Source organism: Streptococcus gordonii, from assembly GCF_001553855.1.
GTDB classification, from domain to species: Bacteria; Bacillota; Bacilli; order Lactobacillales; family Streptococcaceae; genus Streptococcus; species Streptococcus gordonii.
On sequence record NZ_LQWV01000012.1, the window covers coordinates 57,642 to 82,423 of the forward strand.

The 24,782-nt window shown below is 40.6% G+C and carries 25 protein-coding genes; 21 read left to right on the forward strand and 4 right to left on the reverse strand.

Features of this window, described 5'->3' with window-relative positions; genetic code table 11:
* Positions 1 to 10: 10 nt before the first annotated feature.
* Genes AWH02_RS03350 through purH form a run of 5 tightly spaced genes read left to right on the forward strand, consistent with a single transcriptional unit; the run spans position 11 to position 5,120 of the window.
* A complete protein-coding gene (locus tag AWH02_RS03350; protein WP_060553275.1) occupies positions 11 to 1,225 on the forward strand; it encodes a PDDEXK-like family protein in 1,215 nt (404 codons plus the stop codon).
* Complete coding sequence (purM, locus tag AWH02_RS03355) at positions 1,215 to 2,237, forward strand: phosphoribosylformylglycinamidine cyclo-ligase (protein WP_111705916.1); 1,023 nt, start codon at positions 1,215 to 1,217, stop codon at positions 2,235 to 2,237. The genes AWH02_RS03350 and purM overlap by 11 nt, the downstream gene beginning before the upstream one ends.
* A complete protein-coding gene (purN, locus tag AWH02_RS03360) occupies positions 2,234 to 2,785 on the forward strand; it encodes a phosphoribosylglycinamide formyltransferase (protein ID WP_060553273.1) in 552 nt (183 codons plus the stop codon). The genes purM and purN overlap by 4 nt, the downstream gene beginning before the upstream one ends.
* Before the next feature lie 47 nt (positions 2,786 to 2,832).
* Positions 2,833 to 3,540 carry a suppressor of fused domain protein gene (locus tag AWH02_RS03365; RefSeq protein WP_060553272.1) on the forward strand — a complete coding sequence of 236 codons (708 nt, stop codon included), beginning with the start codon at positions 2,833 to 2,835 and terminating at the stop codon, positions 3,538 to 3,540.
* Positions 3,541 to 3,572: 32 nt separating this feature from the next.
* The gene (purH, locus tag AWH02_RS03370; RefSeq protein WP_060553271.1) at positions 3,573 to 5,120 is read left to right on the forward strand and encodes a bifunctional phosphoribosylaminoimidazolecarboxamide formyltransferase/IMP cyclohydrolase; all 1,548 of its coding nucleotides are present in this window, start codon (positions 3,573 to 3,575) and stop codon (positions 5,118 to 5,120) included.
* 328 nt (positions 5,121 to 5,448) lie between these two features.
* Here the strand turns inward: purH and AWH02_RS03375 are convergent, their stop codons facing one another.
* Entirely contained in the window at positions 5,449 to 6,165 is a 717-nt protein-coding gene (locus AWH02_RS03375; RefSeq protein WP_060954903.1) for a GntR family transcriptional regulator, read from the reverse strand.
* A 106-nt stretch (positions 6,166 to 6,271) separates the two neighbouring features.
* Here AWH02_RS03375 and AWH02_RS03380 point away from each other — a divergent pair, with 106 nt between their 5' ends.
* The 7 genes from AWH02_RS03380 to AWH02_RS03410 all read left to right on the forward strand — a co-directional run bounded on the left by AWH02_RS03380 (position 6,272) and on the right by AWH02_RS03410 (position 13,313).
* Positions 6,272 to 8,098 carry a glycoside hydrolase family 35 protein gene (locus AWH02_RS03380; RefSeq protein ID WP_081041920.1) on the forward strand — a complete coding sequence of 609 codons (1,827 nt, stop codon included), beginning with the start codon at positions 6,272 to 6,274 and terminating at the stop codon, positions 8,096 to 8,098.
* Positions 8,095 to 8,571 carry a PTS system mannose/fructose/N-acetylgalactosamine-transporter subunit IIB gene (locus AWH02_RS03385; protein ID WP_008808079.1) on the forward strand — a complete coding sequence of 159 codons (477 nt, stop codon included), beginning with the start codon at positions 8,095 to 8,097 and terminating at the stop codon, positions 8,569 to 8,571. Before AWH02_RS03380 ends, AWH02_RS03385 begins: the two co-directional genes overlap by 4 nt.
* Before the next feature lie 26 nt (positions 8,572 to 8,597).
* Positions 8,598 to 9,512 carry a PTS mannose/fructose/sorbose/N-acetylgalactosamine transporter subunit IIC gene (locus AWH02_RS03390; protein ID WP_060553270.1) on the forward strand — a complete coding sequence of 305 codons (915 nt, stop codon included), beginning with the start codon at positions 8,598 to 8,600 and terminating at the stop codon, positions 9,510 to 9,512.
* On the forward strand, positions 9,499 to 10,320 hold the full coding sequence (locus AWH02_RS03395) for a PTS system mannose/fructose/sorbose family transporter subunit IID (RefSeq protein WP_045505049.1): 822 nt from the start codon (positions 9,499 to 9,501) through the stop codon (positions 10,318 to 10,320). Before AWH02_RS03390 ends, AWH02_RS03395 begins: the two co-directional genes overlap by 14 nt.
* Positions 10,321 to 10,331: 11 nt before the next feature.
* A complete protein-coding gene (locus tag AWH02_RS03400) occupies positions 10,332 to 10,739 on the forward strand; it encodes a PTS sugar transporter subunit IIA (RefSeq protein ID WP_008808082.1) in 408 nt (135 codons plus the stop codon).
* Between the two features lie 150 nt (positions 10,740 to 10,889).
* Entirely contained in the window at positions 10,890 to 12,053 is a 1,164-nt protein-coding gene (locus AWH02_RS03405; RefSeq protein WP_060553269.1) for an SIS domain-containing protein, read from the forward strand.
* 225 nt (positions 12,054 to 12,278) lie between these two features.
* Complete coding sequence (locus tag AWH02_RS03410; RefSeq protein ID WP_060553268.1) at positions 12,279 to 13,313, forward strand: aldose epimerase family protein; 1,035 nt, start codon at positions 12,279 to 12,281, stop codon at positions 13,311 to 13,313.
* Between the two features lie 94 nt (positions 13,314 to 13,407).
* Here AWH02_RS03410 and AWH02_RS03415 read toward each other — a convergent pair whose 3' ends face one another.
* The 3 genes from AWH02_RS03415 to AWH02_RS03425 are packed head-to-tail and all read right to left on the reverse strand — an operon-like array spanning position 13,408 to position 15,314.
* On the reverse strand, positions 13,408 to 14,421 hold the full coding sequence (locus AWH02_RS03415) for a DUF4097 family beta strand repeat-containing protein (RefSeq protein WP_060553267.1): 1,014 nt from the start codon (positions 14,419 to 14,421) through the stop codon (positions 13,408 to 13,410).
* Positions 14,414 to 14,998, reverse strand: coding sequence for a DUF1700 domain-containing protein (locus AWH02_RS03420; RefSeq protein WP_048775043.1), 585 nt, complete (start codon positions 14,996 to 14,998; stop codon positions 14,414 to 14,416). The genes AWH02_RS03415 and AWH02_RS03420 overlap by 8 nt, the downstream gene beginning before the upstream one ends.
* The gene (locus AWH02_RS03425; RefSeq protein WP_011999603.1) at positions 14,985 to 15,314 is read right to left on the reverse strand and encodes a PadR family transcriptional regulator; all 330 of its coding nucleotides are present in this window, start codon (positions 15,312 to 15,314) and stop codon (positions 14,985 to 14,987) included. The genes AWH02_RS03420 and AWH02_RS03425 overlap by 14 nt, the downstream gene beginning before the upstream one ends.
* A gap of 210 nt (positions 15,315 to 15,524) precedes the next feature.
* Here AWH02_RS03425 and AWH02_RS03430 point away from each other — a divergent pair, with 210 nt between their 5' ends.
* The 9 genes from AWH02_RS03430 (at position 15,525) to essA (ending at position 24,755) form a co-directional block, all read left to right on the forward strand.
* Positions 15,525 to 15,656, forward strand: a complete 132-nt coding sequence (locus AWH02_RS03430) for a teichoic acid D-Ala incorporation-associated protein DltX (protein WP_011999604.1) — start codon at positions 15,525 to 15,527, stop codon at positions 15,654 to 15,656.
* Between the two features lie 45 nt (positions 15,657 to 15,701).
* The gene (gene dltA, locus AWH02_RS03435; protein ID WP_263284957.1) at positions 15,702 to 17,225 is read left to right on the forward strand and encodes a D-alanine--poly(phosphoribitol) ligase subunit DltA; all 1,524 of its coding nucleotides are present in this window, start codon (positions 15,702 to 15,704) and stop codon (positions 17,223 to 17,225) included.
* Complete coding sequence (gene dltB, locus AWH02_RS03440; RefSeq protein WP_060553266.1) at positions 17,222 to 18,469, forward strand: D-alanyl-lipoteichoic acid biosynthesis protein DltB; 1,248 nt, start codon at positions 17,222 to 17,224, stop codon at positions 18,467 to 18,469. The genes dltA and dltB overlap by 4 nt, the downstream gene beginning before the upstream one ends.
* A 20-nt stretch (positions 18,470 to 18,489) precedes the next feature.
* Positions 18,490 to 18,729, forward strand: coding sequence for a D-alanine--poly(phosphoribitol) ligase subunit DltC (gene dltC / locus AWH02_RS03445; protein WP_005591431.1), 240 nt, complete (start codon positions 18,490 to 18,492; stop codon positions 18,727 to 18,729).
* Complete coding sequence (gene dltD, locus AWH02_RS03450; RefSeq protein WP_060553265.1) at positions 18,722 to 19,990, forward strand: D-alanyl-lipoteichoic acid biosynthesis protein DltD; 1,269 nt, start codon at positions 18,722 to 18,724, stop codon at positions 19,988 to 19,990. Before dltC ends, dltD begins: the two co-directional genes overlap by 8 nt.
* 109 nt (positions 19,991 to 20,099) lie before the next feature.
* Complete coding sequence (locus AWH02_RS03455) at positions 20,100 to 20,585, forward strand: GNAT family N-acetyltransferase (RefSeq protein WP_048775066.1); 486 nt, start codon at positions 20,100 to 20,102, stop codon at positions 20,583 to 20,585.
* 327 nt (positions 20,586 to 20,912) lie between these two features.
* Entirely contained in the window at positions 20,913 to 21,200 is a 288-nt protein-coding gene (locus tag AWH02_RS03460) for a WXG100 family type VII secretion target (protein WP_011999608.1), read from the forward strand.
* A 78-nt stretch (positions 21,201 to 21,278) separates the two neighbouring features.
* Positions 21,279 to 24,293, forward strand: coding sequence for a type VII secretion protein EsaA (gene esaA / locus AWH02_RS03465; protein WP_060553264.1), 3,015 nt, complete (start codon positions 21,279 to 21,281; stop codon positions 24,291 to 24,293).
* Positions 24,294 to 24,299: 6 nt separating this feature from the next.
* A complete protein-coding gene (gene essA, locus AWH02_RS03470) occupies positions 24,300 to 24,755 on the forward strand; it encodes a type VII secretion protein EssA (RefSeq protein WP_045505070.1) in 456 nt (151 codons plus the stop codon).
* Positions 24,756 to 24,782 lie beyond the last annotated feature (27 nt).

The window sequence follows — 24,782 nt, forward strand, 5'->3', positions numbered from 1 at the left end:
AAAAGGGTTAGTGGTGAAAATAGAAAATAAAATTACTGAGTTTCTGCTGTACCTTGAAAAAGATTCGGAAAAAGATTTTTCAAGATGGTTAACGGGAGTTAATATTTTTGAAATATTGGGGATATCTAGTGCTGAAATTCGTCATAGTCGAGTATTAGCTTGGTTGCTTGATCCTAGAGAAAGTCATAAATTGGAAGATAAGTTTTTCAAAAAAATATTGATGAAAGTGTTTGATAACAATCTATCTTTTGCAACAATTAAACCAACTGAAATAATATTGAAAGATTTCTCAAAAGCAGAAGTATATAGAGAAAGTAAAAATAATATTGATGTTCTGTATACAAGTAAAGAACATCGAATAAATTTAGTTATTGAAAATAAAACTTTCACCTCCGACCATGACAATCAGTTGAGAAAATATCGAAAATTTATCGAAAATTCTTACGCTGGTTATCGTAATATTTATATTTATCTGACACCAAATGGAGATGCACCGATAGATGCTGATGTTGAGGAAAGGCAATTTTGGAGTTTACTTTCATATCAAGATATTTCAGATATACTAGAAGAATTGTATGTGGATGAGATTGATAATGAGAAAGTTTCTTACATTCTTAAAGAGTACAATGATAATATTAGGAGAAATATTTTGAATGATATAGAGTTGAAAGAGTTAAGTGCTGAAATTTATTTTAAATATAAAGAAGTTTTAGATCTTATTTTTGAAAACAGACCTGATACGCAGATGCTTCGTGAAAAATTAGTCGGTGTTTTAAATTATCTAAATGAACAGGGAAATTTAATTTTTGATGAAAAATATTGTTCAAAAACTTATTTACGTTTTAGAACAAGACGATTAGATGATTTTATTGACAATGTTGTTAAAGAGGAGAATACTGAATGGTCTACCGGTTCATCCTATTTTTATGAGATAACATATAGTAATTTTCAGGCAGTTGTTTATTTGTCAATATGTAAAAAAAATTTAACAGATTTACAGTCTCAGAAATTTAAACTTCTGACAGTTAATAAGTATAGTAAAGATGGTTTTAATACTTCTAATAAATTTCTAAATTTTGATGCTTCAGATGAAAACTTGTTGTTATCTGAAGCAACTCAAACACTCATTGACTTTCTATTAGAAAATCTTCAACAAATAGATGAATTTGAAAAGGTATTCATTGAAACTTGGAATGAAAAGCAAAAGGAGAAAGATTATGTCTAAGAATGCATACGCTCAATCAGGTGTGGATGTTGAAGCGGGTTATGAAGTAGTTGAACGAATCAAAAAACATGTGGCTCGTACGGAACGCGCAGGTGTTATGGGAGCTCTTGGTGGTTTCGGTGGTATGTTTGACCTTTCAAAAACAGGTGTCAAAGAGCCGGTCTTGATTTCAGGGACTGACGGTGTCGGAACCAAGCTCATGCTGGCTATCAAGTACGACAAGCATGACACGATTGGGCAGGACTGTGTAGCCATGTGTGTCAATGATATCATCGCTGCAGGTGCGGAGCCTCTTTACTTCCTTGACTATGTGGCGACAGGGAAGAATGAACCAGCTAAACTAGAACAAGTCGTTGCTGGTGTGGCAGAAGGTTGTGTGCAGGCAGGCGCTGCTCTCATTGGTGGGGAAACGGCTGAAATGCCTGGTATGTATGGCGCAGATGACTACGATCTGGCTGGTTTTGCAGTCGGTGTGGCTGAAAAATCTCAAATCATTGATGGTTCAAAGGTGGCAGAAGGGGATGTCCTTCTCGGGCTTGCTTCGAGTGGTATTCACTCAAATGGTTACTCACTCGTGCGTCGTGTTTTTGCCGACTACACAGGTGAGGAAGTCTTGCCAGAATTGGAAGGCAAGAAACTCAAAGAAGTCCTTCTTGAGCCAACTCGTATCTATGTCAAGGCTGTCTTACCCCTCATCAAGGAAGGCTTGGTCAACGGTATTGCCCATATCACAGGTGGTGGCTTTATTGAGAATGTCCCTCGTATGTTTGCTGCTGACTTGGCTGCTGAGATTGAGGAAAACAAAGTTCCAGTGCTTCCGATTTTCAAAGCTCTTGAAAAATACGGTGAAATCAAGCACGAGGAAATGTTTGAAATCTTCAATATGGGTGTGGGACTCATGCTAGCAGTTAGCCCTGAAAATGTAGGTCGTGTCAAAGAATTGTTGGATGAACCAGTCTATGAAATTGGTCGCATCGTCAAGAAAGAAAACGAAAGTGTCATCATCAAATGAAAAAAATAGCGGTTTTTGCCTCTGGTAATGGCTCAAATTTTCAGGTGATTGCTGAAGAGTTTCCGGTGGAGTTTGTCTTTTCAGACCATCGAGATGCCTATGTGCTCGAGCGGGCAGACAAGCTTGGCGTTCTGTCCTATGCTTTTGAACTCAAGGAGTTTGAGAACAAGGCAGACTACGAAGCAGCTCTTGTCGAACTCTTGGAAGAACACCAGATTGACTTGGTTTGCCTCGCCGGCTACATGAAAATCGTCGGGCCTACCTTATTGGCAGCTTATGAAGGTCGGATTATCAACATTCATCCAGCCTACCTACCCGAATTTCCAGGAGCTCATGGGATTGAGGACGCTTGGAATGCTGGTGTTGCTGAGAGCGGCGTGACCATTCACTGGGTGGATTCCGGAGTGGATACAGGCAAGGTCATCAAACAAGTCCGTGTGCCAAGGCTAGCTGATGATACCATCGAGAGTTTTGAAGCTCGCATTCATGCCACCGAGTATCAACTCTACCCTCAAGTGTTGGAGAGTTTAGGAGTGGGGAGAAGGTAAAGACATGTTCGTAAACCATAAGTAAGGGTATTAGCTAAGGAGAATTTATGGGTCTATTTGATTTTTTTAAGAAGAAACCTTCTAGTGAAGAAACGCCGATTGAAGATGGAGACAAGACTGTTATTCAATCTGATAATACAGATGATAGCGCTCCAGGATGGGAAGCCATTGATGCAGAGTTTGACCGTCTCTATCCTGATCAGCCCAATCCCCGGCATTATGGAACACTTATTAAATATATGTTTGGTGGTCCAGATCCTCTTGATGGTATCAGTGTTTATGATGCGGGAGAATTTTGGCATTTTGTTGGCTATGGCTTGTCAGAATTATATACAAAGGAAAGCTCAGATCCAGAATACAGTGGTTATGGGATTGAATTGACTTTTAAGTTGAAGAAATCAGATAATGACGAAGAAGAAATCAAAAATGGCTGCGGTTTATTGCAATATGTGGCAAGATATATTTTTAAAACGGGTAAAGTTGTTTTACCAGAAGAATACATTTATACCAAGCAAACGGTAGGAATTGATGCCCATCAAAAATCAAAGTTGACAGGTTTTCTGACTGCTCGCGATAATCTAGCTAAGCCCCTAGATACTCCGCATGGAAAAGTAGAATTTGTAACCCTGATTGGTGCGACAGATGCAGAACTGCGAAGCGTGTATGAAAGTGAAACAAGTAAGCTTGAGGTAAGAAGATTATTGCAAGAACTTGGGAATCAGATTACAGACTATGATCGCCAGTCTTTAGTTTAAATGATGTGAAAGATACAAGGAAAGGAAAGAAAATGACTAAACGCGCCTTAATCAGCGTCTCAGACAAAGCAGGCATTGTTGAATTTGCCCAAGAACTCCAAAAACTCGGTTGGGAGATCATCTCGACAGGTGGGACAAAGGATGCCCTCGATAGTGCTGGGGTAGAGACTATTGCCATCGATGATGTGACTGGTTTCCCAGAAATGATGGATGGTCGTGTCAAGACCCTGCACCCGAATATCCACGGTGGGCTCCTCGCTCGTCGTGATCTCGATAGCCATTTAGAGGCGGCTAAGGACAACAAGATTGAGCTCATTGACCTTGTGGTGGTAAATCTTTACCCATTTAAGGAAACCATTCTTAAGCCAGATGTGACATACGCAGATGCCGTTGAAAACATCGATATCGGTGGGCCATCCATGCTTCGTTCAGCAGCTAAAAACCATGCCAGCGTAACAGTTGTGGTGGATCCTACTGACTATGCAGTGGTTTTGGACGAGTTGTCAGCCAATGGTGAAACGACTTACGAAACTCGCCAACGCTTGGCGGCTAAGGTTTTCCGTCATACTGCGGCTTATGATGCCTTGATTGCGGAATATTTCACAGCTCAAGTCGGAGAAAGCAAGCCTGAAAAATTGACCTTGACTTATGACCTCAAGCAAGCTATGCGCTATGGGGAAAATCCTCAGCAGGATGCGGACTTCTACCAAAAAGCCTTGCCAACTGACTACTCGATTGCATCAGCGAAACAGCTCAATGGTAAGGAATTGTCCTTTAACAATATCCGCGACGCTGATGCGGCCATTCGTATCATTCGTGATTTCAAAGACCGTCCAACCGTTGTGGCTTTGAAACATATGAATCCATGTGGAATCGGTCAAGCAGATGACATCGAGACTGCTTGGGACTACGCTTATGAGTCTGACCCGGTGTCTATCTTTGGTGGAATTGTCGTCCTTAACCGTGAGGTGGATGCTGCGACAGCTGAGAAGATGCACGGTGTTTTCCTTGAAATCATCATCGCACCGAGCTATACGGATGAAGCGCTAGCCATTTTGACCAATAAAAAGAAAAACTTGCGCCTTCTTGCCTTGCCATTTGACGCTCAAGAGGCCAGTGAAGTGGAAGCAGAATACACAGGTGTGGTTGGTGGACTTCTTGTGCAAAACCAAGACGTTGTCAAAGAAAGTCCAGCTGACTGGCAAGTGGTGACTAAACGCCAGCCAACCGAGACAGAAGCGACAGCTCTTGAGTTTGCTTGGAAGGCTATCAAGTACGTCAAATCAAACGGGATCATAGTAACCAACGACCACATGACACTTGGTGTTGGCCCAGGTCAGACTAACCGTGTGGCTTCAGTCCGTATTGCCATTGACCAAGCCAAAGACCGCCTTGACGGTGCTGTACTTGCTTCCGATGCCTTCTTCCCATTTGCCGATAACGTGGAAGAAATCGCCAAAGCGGGAATTAAGGCTATCATCCAGCCTGGTGGCTCGGTTCGTGACCAAGAGTCTATCGAAGCTGCTGATAAATATGGCTTGACCATGGTCTTTACTGGAGTGAGACATTTTAGACATTAATGATCGCTCTGTCCAATTTCTTTGAGTTTATCCTTTTAAAGACTCCGGGTAAAGGAAGAAATGGCTTAGTTGGTCAGAAAATTTGTTTGTTTGACTAAAGTGAGTCAACATACTTTCCATAAAACAAAAACCAAAAAAGCTATCGATTCAGTTAATCGATAGCTTTTTGTTTAAATAAGTGTTCATATTATATATTTTAGCAAACAAATTAAAGGTATCTAACAAAATAACTTTTCATTTTAGGTAAAACACGATATAATATAAACATCAATGAAAGCGCTTTTATAAAAGGGTGTAAATGCTTGATAAAGTTCGTTTTTTACTACTATTAACGACTTTTATCAGAGGCGATAAACTTAATCTTATAAAAGTCTCCGCGTTTGTAACTCTCAACATATTCCAGGATTTGTCCAGTACTTTCAAGCTGAGTAGTTTTCACTTGATGTACAGAAGGAAATTGAGGATCGATTCCTAGTTTTTCAGCTACATGCTTAGGTGTTGGGAAAACAATTTCGTTGATTTCTTCAAAGGGTTCATCGTTCATATGAATATGATAATCTGCTTTGAAGCGACCATAAATAGAACTATAGTACTCTAAGTTTGGATAGTTCGCATTTACATATTGTTCTGGGATATAGGATTGCTGATAGATATAGGTCACACCATTGGTTTCTCTGACCCGTTCGATCCTATAATAGAATTGGTTGCTCTTTAGACCGAGTTTGTCTAGAATGGCTCCATCGTTTCCACGCTCAATGGATAAGACAGTGACATGGTCACTTTGGGATGGAAAAACCTCTACATCAGAAAATTCGACTAGTTTATGCTTACGGGCTCTAGATACGAAGGTGCCTTTTCCTTGCTGGCGGATAATATATCCATCATTGGCAAGATCGTTTAGTGCTCTGACGACAGTGAGAGAACTAACATCATACATCTGTATCAATTCAGCCTCAGTGTAAAACTTATCGCCATTTTCGAATTGACCAGAAATGATTTTTTGTTTTAGTTCATCTTTTATGTATTGGTATTTAGGGATTGCCATTGTTATTTCACCTCACTTCTATTCCCTCTTACTAGAATTTTACCATATTTTCTAAAAAATAGTTCAAATCTATTGACTTTTTTTCAAAATATTATTATATTAATTAATGAAAGAGTTTTCTTTGAAAGAGGGTGGGCGTTTGGAAAGATTTGAAGTGTCTGATAATTTTCTACTAGATCAGAAGCCATTTAAGATTTTATCGGGTGCAATCCACTACTTCCGAGTGCATCCGGATGACTGGCATCATTCGCTTTACAACTTAAAAGCTTTAGGATTTAATACGGTTGAGACTTATGTTCCTTGGAATGTACATGAGCCCGAGAAGGGGCGATTCAATTTTCAAGGACAATTGGATTTAGAAAGGTTTTTGCAGATAGCTCAAGACTTAGGACTTTACGCTATTGTTCGACCGTCGCCTTTCATCTGTGCGGAGTGGGAGTTTGGTGGCTTACCAGCTTGGCTTTTGACAGAAGACATGAGGATTCGTTCATCTGATCCCAGATTTATTGAGGCTGTAGCAGCTTACTACGATGAATTACTTCCTCACTTAACACCTAGATTATTGGATCGGGGTGGCAATATTCTCATGATGCAGGTTGAAAATGAGTATGGTTCCTATGGTGAGGATAAAGCTTATCTCAGAGCTGTCAGAGACCTAATGATAGAGCGAGGCGTAACCTGTCCACTCTTTACCTCAGATGGACCCTGGCGAGCAACTTTAGAGGCAGGCACACTGATTGATGAGGATTTGTTGGTTACTGGAAACTTTGGCTCTCGAGCAGATGAAAATTTTGCTTCGATGAAAGAATTTTTCCAAGAGCACGACAAGAAGTGGCCACTCATGTGTATGGAATTTTGGGACGGCTGGTTTAATCGTTGGAAGGAACCTATTATTACAAGGGATCCTGAAGAGTTGGCAGAAGCTGTCCATGAGGTTCTCAAGCAAGGTTCGATAAATCTTTATATGTTTCATGGGGGAACCAACTTTGGTTTCATGAATGGTTGTTCAGCGCGTGGAACAATTGATCTCCCGCAAGTCACTTCCTATGACTACGATGCCTTGCTAAATGAAGCTGGAAATCCAACACCTAAGTATTTTGCAGTTCAAAAGATGTTAAAGACTTATTACCCAGAATTCCCACAAATGGAACCTCTGGTGAAAGGCAGCTTTGAACAAAAAAATATTTCCTTGAGCGACAAGGTTAGTTTGTTTGAAACTTTGGCGGATTTGGCAGAGCCTGTTCAAAGTCTCTATCCTAAAAAGATGGAGGAACTAGGACAGAACTACGGTTATCTACTCTATCATACAGAAGCTGACTGGGATGCAGATCAAGAAAAGATTCGTATTATTGACGGTCGCGATCGGATGCAACTTTTTATTGACCAAGAACATATTGCTACCCAATATCAAACTGAAATTGGTGCAGATATCTTTGTCGATAGACAGGTCAAAACGAAGCATAGTATTGACATCCTCCTAGAAAATATGGGTCGAGTCAACTACGGCCATAAACTCTTGGCAGATACTCAAAGAAAAGGAATCCGAACAGGGATCTGCAAGGACCTACACTTCATGCTAGATTGGCAACATTACTGCCTTACTTTAGATCAACCTGAAAAGATTGACTTTTCAAAAGAATGGTACCCGGGGCATCCAGCTTTCTATGCCTTTGATTTTAACCTAGAAATGAAAGCGCTTAAAGATACCTATCTTGATTTGACAGACTTTGGGAAAGGCGTCGCTTTTGTCAATGGAGTCAATATTGGGCGTTTCTGGAATGTCGGGCCAACCTTATCTCTTTATATTCCTCATGGTCTCCTGCAGGAAGGAGCAAACCGTATCATTATTTTTGAGACGGAAGGGGAATTTAAAGATTCCATTCATCTTGTTAACCAACCTACATTTAAAAATATAAAGGGGGAAAATTTATGACAATCGTAGGGAATCGAATCGACGGACGTCTGATTCATGGACAAGTAGCCAATCTTTGGACTACTAAGCTTAATGTGACACGCATCATGGTAATTGATGACGAAGTGGCACAAAATGATATTGAAAAGAGCGGACTCAAGTTGGCAACGCCACCTGGAGTAAAGCTTAGCATTTTGCCAATCGCTAAAGCAGCAGAAAACATCTTAGCTGGTAAATATGACTCACAACGACTCTTTATCGTCGCTCGTAAACCAGATCGTTTCCTTCGTTTGGTAGAGGCTGGTGTGCCACTAGAAACACTGAATGTTGGAAATATGTCTCAGTCAGATGAAACTCGTCCAATTACTCGCTCCATCAATGTGGTTGATGCAGATGTGGAAGCTTTCCACAAACTGCATGAAAAAGGAGTGAAGCTGACAGCTCAGATGGTTCCAAATGATCCGGTTGCGGATTTTATGAATTTGTTAAAATAAGGAAAAATTTTTAGGAGGTCTTTGTCATGATACAATGGTGGCAAATTTTACTACTCACTCTGTACTCAGCTTATCAAATCTGCGATGAGTTGACGATCGTTTCATCAGCAGGCTCACCAGTCTTTGCTGGTTTCATTACAGGACTTGTCATGGGAGATTTAGGGACAGGTCTCGTTATCGGAGCTTCTCTTCAATTGACAGTACTCGGTGTTGGTACTTTCGGTGGAGCTTCTCGTATTGACGCGACTTCTGGTGCCGTTCTTGCAACTGCCTTCTCAGTAGCACAAGGTATCAAACCAGAAATTGCGATTTCAACTATTGCCGTTCCAGTAGCAGGTTTTTTGACTTATGCGGATATCCTTGGTCGGATGAGTACAACTGCCTTTGCACACCGTATTGATGCTGCAATCGAACGCTTTGACTATAAAGGAATTGAACGCAACTATCTCCTTGGTGCTCTTCCTTGGGCTCTCTCTCGTGCCCTTCCAGTCTTCTTAGCTCTTGCTTTTGGTGGTGCTTTTGTTCAATCTATTGTAGACTTTGTTGAACAATATAAATGGATTGCGAATGGTTTGACCCTTGCAGGACGTATGCTTCCAGGTCTTGGATTCGCCATCTTGCTTCACTACTTGCCTGTGAAACGTCACCTTCACTATCTTGCTCTTGGTTTTGGCTTGACAGCAATGTTAACAGTGCTCTACAGCAACGTTCAAAGTGTTGGTACTGCCGTTTCAGCAATGCTTGGAACAGATGCTTTTGCAAAACTTCCAAAAGAACAAATGGTTGCCTTCACAAACAACTTCAAATCTGTATCTATGATCGGGGTTGCCATCATTGGTATCTTCCTTGCAGTGCAACACTTTAAAAACAACCAACGTACGGTTGTAGCTGCTCCAGCAAGCAATGTAGAAAGCGGGGAAATTGAAGATGACGAATTCTAAGAACTACAAACTCACTAAAGAGGATTTCAAACAAATCAACAAACGTAGCCTTTTCACCTTCCAATTGGGTTGGAACTACGAACGGATGCAGGCTTCTGGTTACCTTTATATGCTCTTGCCTCAGTTACGTAAAATGTACGGTGATGGCACTCCAGAATTGAAAGAAATGATGAAATTGCATACGCAATTCTTCAATACTTCACCATTCTTCCACACTATTATTACTGGTTTTGACCTTGCTTTGGAAGAAAAGGATGGCGTCAAATCAAAAGATGCGGTCAATGGTATCAAGACAGGTCTCATGGGACCATTTGCCCCTCTTGGAGACTCAATCTTTGGATCTTTGGTTCCAGCTATTATGGGATCTATCGCAGCAACAATCGCGTCACAAGGTCAACCATGGGGGATTTTCCTTTGGATCGCGGTAGCAGTAGCCTATGATATCTTCCGTTGGAAACAGTTGGAATTTGCTTATAAAGAAGGTACCAACTTAATCAACAACATGCAAAGTACCTTGACAGCTTTGATCGAAGCTGCTTCTGTACTTGGTATCTTCATGGTCGGTGCCTTGATCGCGTCTATGATCAATGTCGATGTATCATGGATGCCACACATCGGGGACAAAGCTATCGATATCCAAGACATGCTTAACTTGATCTTCCCACGTTTGGTTCCAGCTATCATCACAGGTGTAATCTTCTGGTTGCTTGGACGTAAGGGTATGAACTCTACAAAAGCTATCTTGCTCATCATTCTTGCAGCAGTTGCTTTCTCAGCATTCGGTCATTTCTTCTTTGGAATGGCGTAATGGAGTAATTTATGAGTAAGCAATTAGTATTAATTAGCCACGGTCGTTTCTGTGAAGAGTTAAAACACAGTACAGAGATGATAATGGGCCCACAAGAGTCCATCCATAGTGTTGCCTTGCTTCCAGAAGAAGGACCAGACGATTTTTTGGCAAAATTTTTAGATACTATCAAAGATTTTGATGACTATCTGGTATTTGCAGATCTTTTGGGAGGCACACCATGTAATGTTGTTAGTCGCTTGATTATGGAAGGTAAAGAAATTGAACTCTATGCTGGTATGAATTTACCAATGGTGATTGAGTTTATCAATTCTTCCTTGATCGGCGCCGACAGCAACTATCAAGAAAAAGCGGCCGAAAGCATTGTTAAAGTCAACGACCTCTTAGCAGGACTTGCTGACGATGATGAAGACGAGTAGGCAGGTGTCGAAAAAAGTCTTGTAGACACCAGTCACTATTTAGGGTTTTATAGACTACAAATGAGGGGAGAGGGAGCTTTTCCTCTCCTCTTTTTTAAGAATAAATGTTTGAAAACATTCGAATAAAATAGAAAGGAAACAAAAAAGAAAATGCTTAATTATTCAAGAGAGCAATTAGTAGACTTAGGAGCTGAAATCACCACGCGCGAAATCCACCAACAACCACAAGTTTGGCAGGCAGCCTTTGATGCTTATAGAGCTCACCAAACTGAAATTGAGGATTTCATAGACTCGATTGATGGTAAATACGACTATGTCAAGGTTATCTTTACCGGGGCGGGTACTTCAGCCTATGTGGGGGATACTTTGATTCCCTATCTCAGAAGTATTTACGATGAGCAAAAATGGAATTTCAACTCGGTTGCGACAACGGATATTGTAGCCAATCCTTTGACTCATTTGCGTAAGGATGTTCCGACAGTCTTGGTTTCCTTTGCCCGTAGTGGTAATTCTCCTGAGAGTGTAGCAACAGTCGATTTAGCTAAACAGTTGGTAGATGAGCTTTATCAGGTAACAATTACCTGTGCAGCAGAAGGGAAATTAGCCCAGCAGGCTCATGGAGACGAGAGAAACCTGCTCTTGCTCCAACCGTCTCCATCTAACGATGCTGGTTTTGCTATGACATCAAGCTTCACTTCTATGATGCTAACGGCATTACTGGTCTTTGATAAATCCGAACTTGCAGTAAAAGAGGAAAAAGTTGCGTCTTTGATTGCCTTAAGTCAGCAAACCTTAAACCGAGTTGATGAGATTCAGGATTTGGTAAATCTAGACTTCAATCGCGTTATCTACCTGGGAGCAGGTCCCTTCTTTGGTCTAGCCCATGAGGCTCAATTGAAGATTCTAGAATTGACGGCCGGCCAAGTGGCCACAATGTATGAAAGTCCAGTCGGCTTTCGACATGGACCAAAGTCCTTGGTCAATGAGCAGACAATTGTCCTGGTTTTTGGATCAACAGATTCATATACCAAGCAATACGATCTAGATTTAGTCAGAGAAGTTGCTGGGGATGAGATTGCCCGCAAGGTTATTTTGCTGACAGACAAGGCAGAAGGATTGGTACAAGTAGAAGAAGTTGAAATGCCAAGTAAGTTATTGGATGATGTCTATCGGACCTTCCCTTATATCATCTATGGTCAACTGTTTGCTTTGCTTACTTCTTTGAAAGTTAAAAATCGACCAGATACACCTTCGCCAACTGGTACAGTTAACCGTGTTGTGCAGGGAGTCGTTATTCATCCTTTTGCTAAATAGGAAAAAAGAGGATTAGTTGTAGTGCTTGGCTCTACTCAATAGGATTTAAGCAAACAAGATTCTTTCGAAAAGTGCCCATAGCTGGTTTGATAAAGTAGAAGAAACTCTTTAATAAGTAGGTGTTTTTAGGATGGGTACTGTGTTATAGTAAAAGAAGTATGGGATAGGAATTGCTAAAGAAGATTCTGATTTCCCTCTTTTACATTTTCATCACAAGGAGTTATTATGAAATCGTATCAAAAAGATCTATTTGGAGAGTTTCAAGGGCAAAGCATTCTTCGCTTCACCTTTGAAAATGATCTGGGCTACCGTCTCAGTGTTATGAACTATGGAGCGACGATCCTGGAATACCAAACACCAGATAAAAAAGGCCAGTTTGCTAATGTTATTTTAGGATTTGATCAATTTGAAGATTATATTGGCAATAGCCCTAAACATGGAGCAAGTATAGGACCTGTAGCTGGTCGAATTGCCGGAGCAAGTTTTGAATTGGGTGGAGAAACCTATCAACTGGAAGCCAACAATGGTCAAAACTGCAATCACAGTGGATCGACTGGTTGGGACAGTGCTGTTTTTCAAGTGGAAGAAGTCACTGACGAAGGCCTAGTCCTTTTTACAGAAAGAGCAGATGGGACTGGAGGTTTTCCAGGTCATCTCAAGGTTTGGATTTCTTATACACTTTCTGAAAAAGGGGAGCTGGAAATTTCTTATCAGGTGCAAACTGACCGAGATACCCTTATCAATCCAACCAACCATAGCTATTTTAATCTTTCAGCTGATTTTGCTCAGACCATTGATGACCATGTCTTTCAGGTAGATAGCTTGGGGGTTTATCCAATTGCGGCGGATGGAGTACCAGCTAAAGAGACAGAAACAAGTAATTTTGTAAAGCATCTGCAGCAAGCGATGCTCCTGAAGGACCTCTTTGCTGAAAAGGATGAGCAGGTTCGATTGGTGTCAGGCCTAGATCATCCTTTTGCACTAAAACCAGGACATGAAACGGCAGGCTTCCTCTATCATCAGGAATCTGGGCGTTTCTTGACCTTTAAGACAGAAGCACCATGTTTGGTAGTTTATACCGCAAATTGTGTTGATGAAGGAATTCGCTTTGCTGGTCAGACAATGAAACAGCACAATGGAGTAGCTCTTGAAATGCAGGCTCTTCCTGATGCTATACATAGCCATCAGAAAGACCAGGTCATTGTTAGGGCTGGCCATGAGTTTACTAGCACAACCACTTATCATGCAATTGCTAAATAAAAAATAGGCAGGGATATCTATCCCGGCCTATTTTTTATGTATTCATATCCATCCACAGACGGATGCAGTTTTTGGTGGAAGTGTTAAAATAATTTTACTCAGCAACAGATAGCTCAATACTTCCGGCGCTATCTCTCACAAAAACTTTTCCGCTACTCTTATCCAGTTGGCGTTTCAGTTTGGAACCAACCTCGTCATTTTCGCCTGTGATAGATTGAAAATTGTGGGGGACAGTGATGCTACCCATGCTTGTTTCTATATCAAATGAAAGAGTTTCAAGGCTTTCTTTGACTAAGTTTAGCTGAATATCACCCAAGCTATTGTCAATATTGATATCACCTGACAGAGTGAGTTGCTGAGAGTTAATGCTACCTGATGAAAGCTTAATTGTGCTATCTGATAGCTTACTTTTATTTAGGTTGATATCCCCTAGGGAATTTGCTAAATACCCTTTTTCAACAGTAGTGTTATCGATAGTCACACTGCCTGATGAGAGCTTGAGATCTAATTTTTGGATGGCCAGATCTGATAGGGAAACATCACCAAGTGAATTCGATAAGTCTCCTGTGGAAATCGTACTGTTTTTGACGGTTAGACTACCCGCTGAAAGACTAAGGTCTAATTTTTGAACGGTCAAGCCAGATAGGGCAACATCACCTAAACTGCTGTTGCCTTTAAGGGTTGAAAGTTTTGTTCCCTTAGGTAGGCTGAGGGTAACCGTTGAACGCCCTCCTTCGTTGTCAAAAAGGTTCAAGATAGAACGGATGCCACTGCTCCAGCCGAAAGTTATCAGGGGCCTTGGTTGCTGAATCTTTAGGGTTCCTTGATTGGCTGAGGTAACAATTCGCTCAGAAGCTTCCTTGCCTTGATAATAGGTCAAATGAGTTTTATTATCTTCTGATTCTTCAATGATTAGGTTTCGATTTCCGAGATCAATATCCAGAGCAGAAATATCGGAGAAGTCCTCGCTCTTTTTACTGTATTTGGTATGATTGGCTTGCAATAAGTGGTTTATGCCACCAGTTGCAGTTCCTGTAGCAATCAGTGCACCTCCTAGTAGGCAAGTTGAGATTCCGACAGTTAGTAATGTTTTTCTCCAGTTAGGCATGGCGTGCTCCTTTCTTTGAAAGTCGTTTCGCTAGCTTGATAAAGTTGTTTTTGGTGAATTGTATGAGTGGTGAAACACCTAAAGCGCAGAAAGCGGATAGTCCAAAACCTAGAAGGCTGATTCCGATAGTAAGTAGGAAGCTAGGAATCGAAACTCCTAGTGAGATGGTCAGGCTGTCCCAGATCGAGCTGAGACCAAAGACAAAAAAGGCGAAAGATCCGACAGCTAGGACAAAAGCAAAGACTCCAATCAAGAAGAAGAAGACGAAGACTAAAATAGCGACAACCAGAGCTAGCGGAATAGCTAGAGGTGCTGCTAGAATAGATAGGATAGCAATTTGAATAACATTCTTAGTATTCTTTGGCTCGTCTTCTTCTATGATCTTATCTAAGAGGTTGACCATGATTTCATGTGCAGCTTCACGAGGACTGCCGAGTTCGGCTATGACTTGGGCTTCATTTTCAGGACCTGCTTCATCAAAATACTCAACAAAGTAGTCCATAGCTTCTTGATAATCGTGTCTGGGGAGTTTTTTCAGATATTTATCTAACTGAGCGAGATATTCAGTTCTTGTCATGATGGATGTTCCCTTCTATAATATTGTTGATTGTACTAATATACTGATTCCATTCTTCTCTGAGCTTATTGAGCTGGTCGAGCCCCGCACCTGTGAGAGAATAATATTTTCTTTTACGACCTTGAAACTCTTGTGAGTAGGTGGTTAGGTAGCTATTCTTTTCTAATTTTTTCAGAATTGGGTAAAGAGTGGACTCTTTGATATTGGCTAATAGTTTAATGGTCTGGCTGATTTCATAACCATAGGAATCTTCTTTTTCTACGAGAGCTAAAATGAGAAACTCGATTAGGGCTGATGAGGTTGGGAAGTAATACACATTTTTTTCCTCCTTTATCAATATAAAAAATATTTATATATAATTATTTTATATATAAATTATATACATAATAAAATGACTTGTCAAGAAAATATATAAAAATTTTATATATAAATTTTTTCACTTAGAAACAAAATAGATTTAGGATTGAAAACTGAGTGAATAAAATGGTAAAATAGAGTATATTTATTGAATGATTTGGAATGACGAATGAAAAAACATCAAACAATTTACACTTTTTTGTGGAGAACCCTGCTTTATTTTGTTATCTTTTTAGCACTTCTCTATTTCTTTAGTTACCTGGGCCAAGGCCAGGGTGGCTTTATTTACAATGAATTTTAAGATTAAAAGAGGTATCCTTTCGTGACGAATACGACCATTAACGATATGACCGAAACAATTGAGCACTATGCTCAGACACAACCAGACTTCCCTGTATACAATGTATTGGGGGAGGTTCATACATACGCTGACTTGAAGGCTGATTCAGATTCGCTAGCAGCTAAGATTGACAGTCTTGGCCTGCCTGCTAAATCTCCTGTCGTGGTCTATGGTGGCCAAGAGTATGAGATGCTTGCGACCTTTGTAGCCTTGACCAAGTCAGGTCATGCTTATATTCCGATTGATAGTCATTCAGCCTTGGAGCGCGTGGCAGCGATTGTAGAAGTTGCTGAGCCAAGCTTGATCATTGCAATTGCAGACTTCCCTATGGAAGTAACTGTTCCAAACCTGAGCTTAGCAGAATTACGGGCAAGCTTTGCTCAAAAGACAGCTTATGAAATCACTCATTCAGTCAAGGGAGATGATAATTACTACATTATCTTTACCTCTGGAACAACAGGAAAGCCCAAAGGGGTTCAAATTTCCCACGACAATTTGCTGAGCTTTACTAACTGGATGATTACGGATAAAGAGTTCGCAACGCCTGCGCAACCGCAAATGTTGGCTCAGCCACCTTACTCTTTTGACTTGTCTGTGATGTACTGGGCACCGACTCTGGCTTTGGGAGGAACGCTGTTTGCACTTCCAAGTGCTATTACGCAAGACTTTAAGCAACTCTTTGAAACTATTTTGAGCTTGCCGATTGCTATCTGGACCTCAACACCATCTTTTGCAGATATGGCCATGCTCTCCGATGATTTCAATAGCCAAAAGATGCCAGGACTGACTCATTTCTATTTTGATGGAGAAGAGTTGACGGTTAAGACAGCTCAAAAACTGCGTGACCGTTTCCCAAATGCTCGTATCATCAATGCCTATGGACCGACGGAAGCGACAGTGGCTTTATCAGCTGTAGCTGTTACAGATGAAATGCTAGCTACCATGAAACGTCTGCCAATCGGCTATACTAAGGAAGATTCTCCAACCTTTATCATTGATGAAAACGGCCAGAAGCTTCCGAATGGTGAGCAAGGAGAAATCATCGTATCTGGTCCAGCAGTTTCTAAAGGCTATATGAACAATCCAGAAAAAACAGCAGAGGCTTTCTTTGAATTTGAAGGCTTGCCTGCTTATCATACTGGAGATGTGGGTTCCATGACTGATGAAGGACTCTTGCTTTACGGCGGTCGGATGGATTTCCAAATTAAGTTTAATGGCTACCGCATTGAGCTGGAGGATGTTTCACAAAATCTTAATAAATCAAAATACATTGATTCGGCAGTGGCTGTGCCTCGCTATAACAAGGACCACAAGGTACAAAATCTTTTGGCCTATGTTATCTTAAAAGATGGGGTGGCAGAACAGTTTGAGCGTGAGATTGATATTACAAAAGCTATTAAGGAAGACTTGGAAGATATCATGATGTCTTATATGATGCCATCTAAATTCCTTTATCGTGAATCTTTACCTCTAACACCTAATGGTAAGATCGATATCAAGGGCTTAATCAGCGAGGTCAATAACCGATGATGGAAATTTTAAAACAACTTCCTCACCTAGAACCTTACGGCGACCCCCAATATTTTGTATATATTATCTTAGCAGTTCTACCTATCTTCATCGGGCTCTTCTTTAAAAAAAGATTTCCGCTTTATGAAGTCTTGGTAAGCCTAGCCTTCATCATCTTTATGTTGGTAGGACCCGACCTGACTCAGTTTCTTGCCTTTATCTTTTACGTAGTTTGGCAGACCTTTTGGCTCTTTCTTTACAAGTTTTATCGCAAAAGATGGGATAATAAGTGGGTTTTCTATCTGCACGTTTTCTTGGCAATCTTGCCCTTAACGATTGTGAAAGTCACACCAGCTATTCAAGATCACCATCAGTCCTTGCTAGGTTTTCTGGGGATTTCCTATCTGACCTTCCGATCTGTTGGTATGATGATGGAGCTACGAGATGGGGCTCTGACAGACTTTAGTCTTTGGGATTTTTTGCGCTTCATGCTCTTTATGCCCACCTTCTCTAGTGGGCCGATTGATCGCTTCAAACGTTTCAATGAAGATTATGTTCAGATTCCTGATCGAGAAGAACTTCTTAATATGCTTGAGAAAGCCGTGCACTATATCATGCTAGGTTTCTTGTATAAGTTTGTGCTGGCTCATATCTTTGGACATTTGCTTTTGGGACATGTCAAGACCTATGCACTTTATACAGGCGGTTTCTTCAACTTAGGAGCACTGGGCGTTATGTATGTCTTTGGTTTGGATCTCTTTTTCGACTTTGCAGGCTATTCTATGTTTGCGGTGGCCATTTCCTATCTAATGGGGATTAAGAGTCCGATTAACTTTGACAAACCCTTTCTCTCTCGGGATTTAAAGGAATTTTGGAATCGTTGGCACATGAGTCTGTCCTTCTGGTTCCGTGACTTCGTCTTTATGCGAATAGTCATGGTCCTGATGCGCAATAAGGTCTTTAAAAACCGAAACGTTACCTCGGGAGTGGCTTATTTGATCAACATGACCATCATGGGCTTTTGGCATGGTGTAACCTGGTATTATGTGGCTTATGGAGTTTTCCATGGCTTTGGTCTGATTATTAATGATGCTTGGATTCGCAAGAAAAAGACCATCAATAAAGAAAGAAAGGCCAAAGGCTTAGCACCTTTACTGGATAACAAGTGGACTCAAGCTCTTGGTATGGTTATTACCTTCCATGTTGTTATGCTGTCATTCTTAATCTTCTCAGGATTTTTGAATGATCTTTGGTTTAAAAAATAAAAATAAATGAGGAAAATACAATGGATGTAAAAGCAGAAGTAATCGAAATTATCGATGAATTATTTATGGAAGATGTCTCTGACATGATGGATGAAGATTTGTTCGATGCAGGTGTCCTAGATAGCATGGGAACAGTTGAATTGATTGTAGAATTGGAAAATCGTTTTGATATTCGTGTACCTGTTTCTGAATTTGGTCGCGATGACTGGAATACGGCCAATAAAATCGTTGAAGGTGTAACGGAGCTTCGTAATGCTTAAACGATTATGGCTGATTTTGGGGCCAGTTTTTTGTGCGCTACTGATGGTAGTTGCCTTGCTATTTTTCTATCCGATTAACTACAATCATAATTATGAGAGTGAAAAGCGTTCAGCCGTCACTTTAACGGCAGAAAATTTCAAAAATCGAACCCAAAAGAGTAAGGCTTTGACAGATGAGGAACATCGTTTTGTCCCTTTCTTTGGTTCGAGTGAATGGTTACGCTTTGATAGTCTGCACCCGGCTGTTTTAGCAGAAAAATATGACCGTTCTTATCGACCTTATTTCCTAGGTCAGCGTGGCGCAGCTTCTCTCAATCAGTACTTTGGTATGCAGCAGATCCTGCCACAACTGGAAAATAAAACAGCTATCTATGTGGTATCCCCCCAGTGGTTTACCAAGAAGGGATATGATGCTTCGGCTTTCCAGCAATACTTTAATAGTGATCAGCTGACCAGTTTTTTGAGAGAGCAAAGTGGGGATCGTGCCGCTCAATACGCGGCGCAGCGTCTCTTGCAACTATATCCTAACATTGCTATGAAAGATAATGTTCAAAAATTGGCCAATCGGCAAAAATTGACGAGTTTTGATCGTTCTTTTATCCGTTTTATGGCACGGATCAATCGGAGAGAAGATGCCTTTTTCAGCAATTTTGTCGCTGCTAATAACGACAATTATGAAAAATTTGTGCTGTCTAAGCTGAAGAATCTGCCTGACCAATTTTCTTATGATGCCTTGGAAGAGGTAGGAACAGAAGAAGCCAAGAAAAACACTAGTAGCAATGACCTTGGAATTGAAAATAAATTCTATAAGAATCGTCTAAAAAGAGCCTTGAAACGTCTCAAGGGTTCTCAGCGGAATTTGTCCTATGTGCAATCTCCTGAATACAATGATTTGCAATTGGCTCTGGATCAGTTTGCTAAATCTAAGACCAATGTTCTCTTTGTTATTCCTCCGGTCAATGCCAAATGGATGGAATATACAGGGCTGAGTCCAGAAAAGTATCAGCAGGCTGTTGAGAAAATCAAATATCAGCTGACCGAACAAGGTTTTAATAACATTGCTGATTTTTCGAAGGATGGCGCTAAGTCCTACTTTATGCAGGATACCATCCATATGGGGTGGCTAGGTTGGCTTGCTTTTGATAAGGTCGTGGATCCATTTGTGGCAAATCCACAACCTGCGCCAGCTTACAAGCTCAATGACCGTTTCTTTAGTCAGGAATGGGCCCAGTATACTGGTGAACCAGAAGAATTTAAATAGTATTCTTTCAAGATGGGGACTGGGACAAGAGTGTTTCAGTCTCTTTTCTTATAATATAATGATTGGAAAGGATCAAGAAGCTAGTCATTATCCGGTAAAGGAGGAAAAGATGAAGATACGCCTATCCAAAGAAGAAGATCTAAAAGCTATCATGGAGATCTATGCTCTCGCCCGCAAGTTTATGAGAGAACAAGGAAATCCGACCCAGTGGGGAGAGGATTATCCTAGCAAACTTTTAATAGAAGCAGATATAAGCTCTCATCAGTCCTTTGTTGTAGAGGAGGATGGAAAGATAGTTGGGACTTTTGCTTTTATCATAGGAGAGGATCCAACCTACCAAGTCATTGAAAAGGGAGCCTGGCGTTCGACAGAGCCTTATGGAACGATCCATCGTATCGCTTCAAACGGCCAAGTCAAAGGTCTGGCTCATCAGGTTTTTGATTTTTGCTATCAGGAGATCCCCCATCTACGTATCGATACTCATGCAGATAATAAGCCCATGCAAGCAGCTATCTTGTCTTATGGCTTTACTGAGTGCGGCATCATTTACGTCGCAGACGGAAGTCCTCGGTTAGCTTATGATTACTATCGGTAAATGAAGGCATCTGCTGAGGAGCAGATGTTTTTTTCAAGAAAAGGACTTGGCGATATTACTAGCTTTCTGCCTCTCAAATTTTTTCATACCGGTTTTTGGGTGCTCTTTCGTCTTACCTCTTTTAAAAAATTTGCCGACTTATTTGAAGATAGGGTGAGAAAATGATGTTATTTTAAGAAAGAAAATAGGATAAAAGGTAGAGAAAATTCGGAAATAATACGGATGAAAAGTATATTTTCAAAAAAAATGTATAAAATTCACAGAAAAATGTTGCAAGCTACAATTTCTTATGATAGAATATACAAAACAAATAAAAAGGAGAACGTTATGGCTCGGATTAAATTAACTCCAGAAGAATTGCGTGCTTCAGCGCAACGTTACACAGATGGTGCAGAAAATGTGAATCAAGTTCTTTCATCTCTTACGAATGAACAAGCGATCATTTCTGAAAACTGGGAAGGTTCAGCCTTCCAAAGCTTTGAAGAACAATTCAATGAACTGTCTCCAAAGATTAAAGAATTTGCACAATTGCTTCAAGACATTAACGCTCAGTTGGTGAAAGTTGCTGATATCGTGGAACAAACTGACCAAGATATTGCAGCACAAATTCATTAATTTTGAATAAGTGGCTTTAGTAGGAAGGCGAGGGCCTTCCTCTTTTTAGTATCAGAAAGAAAATTAAAAAGCGAAAGAATGAAGAATAAAAAAATCTTTAAATATATCGGCAATAGTCTCTTAGTGGTTTTGCTGTTTACGATCGTTACAATTTTAAATATATCTGCACAGAATAATACGACAAGCAGCGATAAAACAAAACAAAAAACGAGTCAACAAACTAAATTAAACGTAGCCATTGTCAATGAAGACCAAGCTGTACGTGTAGATAAGAAAGAGTACAATCTTGGGGCTAGCTATGTAAAAAATATTGAACGAGATAATTCCCAAAATTGGTTTGTCGTGACACGCGGGGCAGCCGATGCAGGTTTGGAAAAAGGAACTTATCAGCTAGTCTTGACTATTCCGAGCGATTTTTCAGAAAAAGTACTGGATGTGAACAGCATTAATGCGGATAAGACAACCGTGACCTACAAGGTTAATGCGGCTGGAAATCTGCAGGTGGAAAATGAGGCAAACAAGCTAGCGAAAGATATTGTGGCAGATTTGAACAGCCAGTTGGTTGATATGTATATGGCTAGCATTTTAAGTAACCTTTATACTGCCCAGAAGAATGTTCAAGCAAGTTCACAAGTTCAAGCGACCAATATTGGCAAGTATAAGACCAATCTATTGGATACAGCTATTAATTCAAAAAATATTTTTCCGACGCTTTACAGCATGACCAATTCATCAGTAGATGCTAATAACATGCTGAAATCAAATTTGGAGAATTTTACACAGTCATTTGATACTCTTGGAACGTCTCAGACTGCTTATGACAATAATTTTAGCAGCTTGCTCAAGCAAAGAGGTGAAGATCAGATTAGCTATGCGGCCTTTATGGACCAGCTGATGTCTATGAGCCGTGATTCATTGAGCTCAGAAACAAAGAAACTTTATGATGACTTGCAAAAGCAACAGGAAACACTTGGTAAGCAGATTGGCTCGTCAGAGAGTAAGGATGCAGCTGATGCAAAAACTTATACAGGTCTGGCAACAAGTGTTTCTCAGAAAATTGAAGATTTAGAAAAAGATCTCAAAGCTGAACGTGATAAATTCAAAGAACACCAAGATAATATAAAGGACTTTATCACGAAAAAACTGGCTAGTTACTATGGGGTTGAATCTGGGGACAAAGTCACTCTAAATCAAGTCTTCGAAAAAGGGGGCTTAAAGGATTTAGAGAACTCTGAGAGCTCAATCAAGGCTGAACTGGCCAATGCTATCGCTGCTTTGCCAGCAGAAGATTTCAGTGGAAAGACGTTTAATGCTTTTGGCTTGTCTATTACTGTGCCAAGTATTAACTATGCGGAGCTTAAGGAATACGGGACTCCTAGTGACGGGACAAGTTCTGACACTCTCAACCAATTGGCAGCTAAAGCAGTGACAAGCACTGACGCAGTTGATGGCGCTGTAGCCAAGGCTAAGGTTTCTTGGCAAGCGCCAGATGGTGTGACAGTAGATTCAGTGTCGTACAATGGTAGCACTGTAACAGATGGTCAAGAAATTAATCTTGTAGAAAACGCTAAGTTTGATATTCGTTATAGCGTCAAAAGTGCATCATCTGATACAAGTGATAGCGATGCCGCCTCTGCGACAAATACTCAGATCTCAATCACCCTCAATGGTGTACAGTCGGCTACTGCAGCAATTGATATTCAAGGAGTTCAGCAGGCGGCGGCTAGTTATGGTATGCAGGCTCAGAGAATTGCCTCAGCCTATCAGCAGGTAGATTCTCTTCTTAAGGTTTATTCTACAATAGAACAATTGAAAAAAGGGGACATGGCAGATGCCTTGACTCAGCTTCTCTCAGAAGCGATCAATGCTAACTTGAAAGATTACAACGATAGTCTTTCTCAAGCTAACAGTTCCTCAGATGACAAGGATCATAAAGAAACAGGTGTTCGTCAGAAATTAGACGAGACCTTGAAAGATTTGAAAGAAACAGCTCCTGAATTGAAGGAAAACCTAGAAAAAATTGCACTTAGCAATAAGGAATTAGGAACAGCCATCGATGGTCAGCTGAAACAATATGAAAAGCTAAGAGAGAGCTTGTCTGAAATTGCGACATCTCAGACTGCTAGTACAGCAGCTTTGGCCAAAACGGACTCTGAGCTGTCTTCACTTAATTCTGAATTCAGATCTTTGTTAAGTACGACTTCAGGCGTTAAGGCTTCATCTCAAAGCAATGTTCAGGCGGCTGAATCTGCGAATCAGATTTTCAGTAATTTCCATCGGGAATTGGCAAATGCTCAGGGCAACACAGAAAAATTGTCTAGCGATGCAGAAACCTTGATGGCAGAGTTTAATGAAGAATTAGCAGCGAATGGGAACTTTGTAGAATCCTTTATCAAGGTACTCAATAATGCTTATGAAAATGGCGTGCCAAATGAGGTTCTTCTTAAATTCTTATCTAGTCCAGTAGCGCAACGTTCTTCATCAGTGAAAGCAACAGTCAATGTCTATCGTCCATTCACTTGGATATTGCTCCTAGAAATTGTGAGTCTCTTTACAGCTTATCTTTTTGCGACACAGAATATCGTTCGCAAAGTCAAAGACAAGTTCAAGCTAGACAAATTGCACGATACAGATATTACGACAGTTGGTGTCCTATCCAGCTTAGCCTTGACCATTGGTTTAGCAATTGGGATTATCTCAAGCATTCAGCTCTCAGTTGGTCGTGAATATGTGCCATCTTGGGTACTCTTGCTAGTATTTGCCAGTCAAATTCTTGTCCAAGGACAGTATTTCTTATTGAAACATCTCCGTGTTATCGGTATGGGTCTTGCCTTCTTTATGATGATTAGTTTTGTTTATCTATCCAATGCTATTGGAACAACGGCTAGTCTGACAGGTTTCCCTGCCTTCATCAAGGACTTGAATGCACTGTCTGTTTTGGAAAATCTACTCTCAGCTTACTTTGACGGGCAAGCAGCAGGCTTCTTTGTCTTCTTTGCTCTCTTAATTGTTTTGGGCTTATTAGCAGCAGCTAATATCTTTGTCAAACCCAGAAGTTTTCAAGGAACAATCAGTCAAACCCAGAAAGTATAATAGGATATGAAAAAAATAATTCTCTTGCTTTTTACCGTAGGGGTGTGTGCAGCAGTCTCAGTGGCTGCTGCGGACGACCTCCAAGATAATAGTTTGCAAATCGATAACTCCAGACTTGAGAGAGAAGAGGAGTTACATTTTGGTGCGCAGTCAGAACGGATTAAGGCGCTTTTTAATGCCGCAGATCAAAAGAAACTGCAGGAGATACAGCATGATCAGAATAAACAGTTGGCCACAGAAGGGGGACAACTGTTTTCTGCTATACAGGGGCCAGTTAAGGAAGCCAAAGAAAAGCAGTTATTTCAGTCAAATAGCCAAGCAGTTTCAAAGCTAGAAATTAGCCAGAGAGAAGACGGAACCACTAGCTGGGGAGATTTTTTGCCAGGAGTTTTCTATATTGGCTTAGTCGTCCTGTTAGTTGGGATTACAGCCTTTATCAGCTATAAGGTGGCTACGGACTGAGTTTCATAAGTGGATCTTTAAAAACTA

Bases quoted from the DNA above. Each gene is read 5' to 3' on its own strand.
- AWH02_RS03385 (WP_008808079.1), top strand. From the start codon at position 8,095: ATGACAATCGTAGGGAATCGAATCGACGGACGTCTGATTCATGGACAA.
- purN (WP_060553273.1), top strand. From the start codon at position 2,234: ATGAAAAAAATAGCGGTTTTTGCCTCTGGTAATGGCTCAAATTTTCAG.
- dltC (WP_005591431.1), top strand. From the start codon at position 18,490: ATGGATGTAAAAGCAGAAGTAATCGAAATTATCGATGAATTATTTATG.
- esaA (WP_060553264.1), top strand. From the start codon at position 21,279: ATGAAGAATAAAAAAATCTTTAAATATATCGGCAATAGTCTCTTAGTG.
- AWH02_RS03410 (WP_060553268.1), top strand. From the start codon at position 12,279: ATGAAATCGTATCAAAAAGATCTATTTGGAGAGTTTCAAGGGCAAAGC.
- dltB (WP_060553266.1), top strand. From the start codon at position 17,222: ATGATGGAAATTTTAAAACAACTTCCTCACCTAGAACCTTACGGCGAC.
- AWH02_RS03420 (WP_048775043.1), bottom strand. From the start codon at position 14,998: ATGACAAGAACTGAATATCTCGCTCAGTTAGATAAATATCTGAAAAAA.
- AWH02_RS03400 (WP_008808082.1), top strand. From the start codon at position 10,332: ATGAGTAAGCAATTAGTATTAATTAGCCACGGTCGTTTCTGTGAAGAG.
- AWH02_RS03405 (WP_060553269.1), top strand. From the start codon at position 10,890: ATGCTTAATTATTCAAGAGAGCAATTAGTAGACTTAGGAGCTGAAATC.
- AWH02_RS03365 (WP_060553272.1), top strand. From the start codon at position 2,833: ATGGGTCTATTTGATTTTTTTAAGAAGAAACCTTCTAGTGAAGAAACG.
- AWH02_RS03380 (WP_081041920.1), top strand. From the start codon at position 6,272: ATGAAAGAGTTTTCTTTGAAAGAGGGTGGGCGTTTGGAAAGATTTGAA.
- AWH02_RS03460 (WP_011999608.1), top strand. From the start codon at position 20,913: ATGGCTCGGATTAAATTAACTCCAGAAGAATTGCGTGCTTCAGCGCAA.
- AWH02_RS03390 (WP_060553270.1), top strand. From the start codon at position 8,598: ATGATACAATGGTGGCAAATTTTACTACTCACTCTGTACTCAGCTTAT.
- AWH02_RS03375 (WP_060954903.1), bottom strand. From the start codon at position 6,165: ATGGCAATCCCTAAATACCAATACATAAAAGATGAACTAAAACAAAAA.
- dltD (WP_060553265.1), top strand. From the start codon at position 18,722: ATGCTTAAACGATTATGGCTGATTTTGGGGCCAGTTTTTTGTGCGCTA.
- AWH02_RS03455 (WP_048775066.1), top strand. From the start codon at position 20,100: ATGAAGATACGCCTATCCAAAGAAGAAGATCTAAAAGCTATCATGGAG.
- AWH02_RS03415 (WP_060553267.1), bottom strand. From the start codon at position 14,421: ATGCCTAACTGGAGAAAAACATTACTAACTGTCGGAATCTCAACTTGC.
- purH (WP_060553271.1), top strand. From the start codon at position 3,573: ATGACTAAACGCGCCTTAATCAGCGTCTCAGACAAAGCAGGCATTGTT.
- essA (WP_045505070.1), top strand. From the start codon at position 24,300: ATGAAAAAAATAATTCTCTTGCTTTTTACCGTAGGGGTGTGTGCAGCA.
- AWH02_RS03395 (WP_045505049.1), top strand. From the start codon at position 9,499: ATGACGAATTCTAAGAACTACAAACTCACTAAAGAGGATTTCAAACAA.
- AWH02_RS03430 (WP_011999604.1), top strand. From the start codon at position 15,525: ATGAAAAAACATCAAACAATTTACACTTTTTTGTGGAGAACCCTGCTT.
- dltA (WP_263284957.1), top strand. From the start codon at position 15,702: ATGACCGAAACAATTGAGCACTATGCTCAGACACAACCAGACTTCCCT.